This window comes from Deltaproteobacteria bacterium, assembly GCA_009930495.1.
Classification (GTDB): Bacteria; Desulfobacterota; Desulfovibrionia; order Desulfovibrionales; family Desulfomicrobiaceae; genus Desulfomicrobium.
The window spans coordinates 1-1051 of sequence record RZYB01000475.1 but is presented as its reverse complement, the minus strand read 5'-3'; the positions used below and the strand labels follow the sequence as shown (position 1 = coordinate 1051).

Sequence of the window (1051 nt, the reverse complement as noted above, 5' to 3'; positions counted from 1 at the left end):
TCGGTGTCCTATTTTATTATTACCCACAATCATGGGGGCCAGCTGACGGTTTCGTCCCGCGAAGGCGCGGGCACCCGTTTTGTCGTGGCCCTGCCGCTGCGCCGCGAGGCGTGAGGCCGACCCGGAACCGCCTTAACGCGGATTCCGGGCCGGGTGAATGTCACTCCCGCATGCTTTGAATGAGTTGGCGCAGGTCTTCGGCCATGCGCGCCAGTTCGGACACTGCCTCGGCGGATTGGTTCATGGCGTCGGCGGTTTCGGTGGCCACCAGGCTGATTTCGTCCGTGGAGCGGGTGATCTGTTCGCTGGCCGTGGATTGTTCCTCGGCGGCCGTGGCGATGTTGCGGATCATGTCCGCCGTGTCGGCGGAGACCTCGACGATGCGCCGCAGCGCGTCGCCTGCCTTGCCCGTCAAATCCACGGTCTGCTGCACGCTTTGGGCGGCGTTCCCCATCAGCGTGATGTTCTGCCGCGTGCCCTGTTGGATGGCCGTGATGGCCTGTTCCACTTCCTTGGTGGCGGTCATGGTTTTTTCGGCCAGCTTGCGCACTTCGTCGGCGACCACGGCGAATCCGCGTCCGGCGTCCCCGGCCCGGGCCGCTTCGATGGCTGCGTTGAGGGCCAGGAGATTGGTCTGGTCCGCGATGTCCGAAATGATGCCGATGATGTTGCCGATGCCCGAGGCCTGCTCGCCAAGCTGTTGTACGGTCGTCGCCATTTCCTCGGACCGGGTGCGCACGGTCTCGATGGCCTGGACGGTTTCGCTGACCACGACCTGACCTGTTTCGGCGTGGGATTTGGCCTGGTCGGCGTTTTTCGCGGCTTCGCCGGAGTTGCGGGCCACTTCCAGGATGGAGGAGTTCATCTGTTCGCTGGCCGTGGCGGTTTCGGCCAGACGCAGTTTTTGGTTTTCCGTGCCCCGGCTGGATTCCTCGATCTGGGCCGCGAGTTCCTCTGTTGCCGTGGCCAAGCGGGTGGTGATGTCCGTGGCTCGCCGTGCCGCGTCGGCGATTTTATCCTTTTGCGCTTCGATCAGTCGGTGCTGGGCGCG

General features: G+C 64.2%; 1 protein-coding gene. It reads right to left on the bottom strand.

Annotated elements, in window-relative coordinates:
* Positions 1-160 precede the first annotated feature (160 nt).
* Positions 161-1051: chemotaxis protein (locus EOL86_15580; GenBank protein ID NCD26991.1), on the bottom strand; the 891-nt coding region annotated here is incomplete at its 5' end.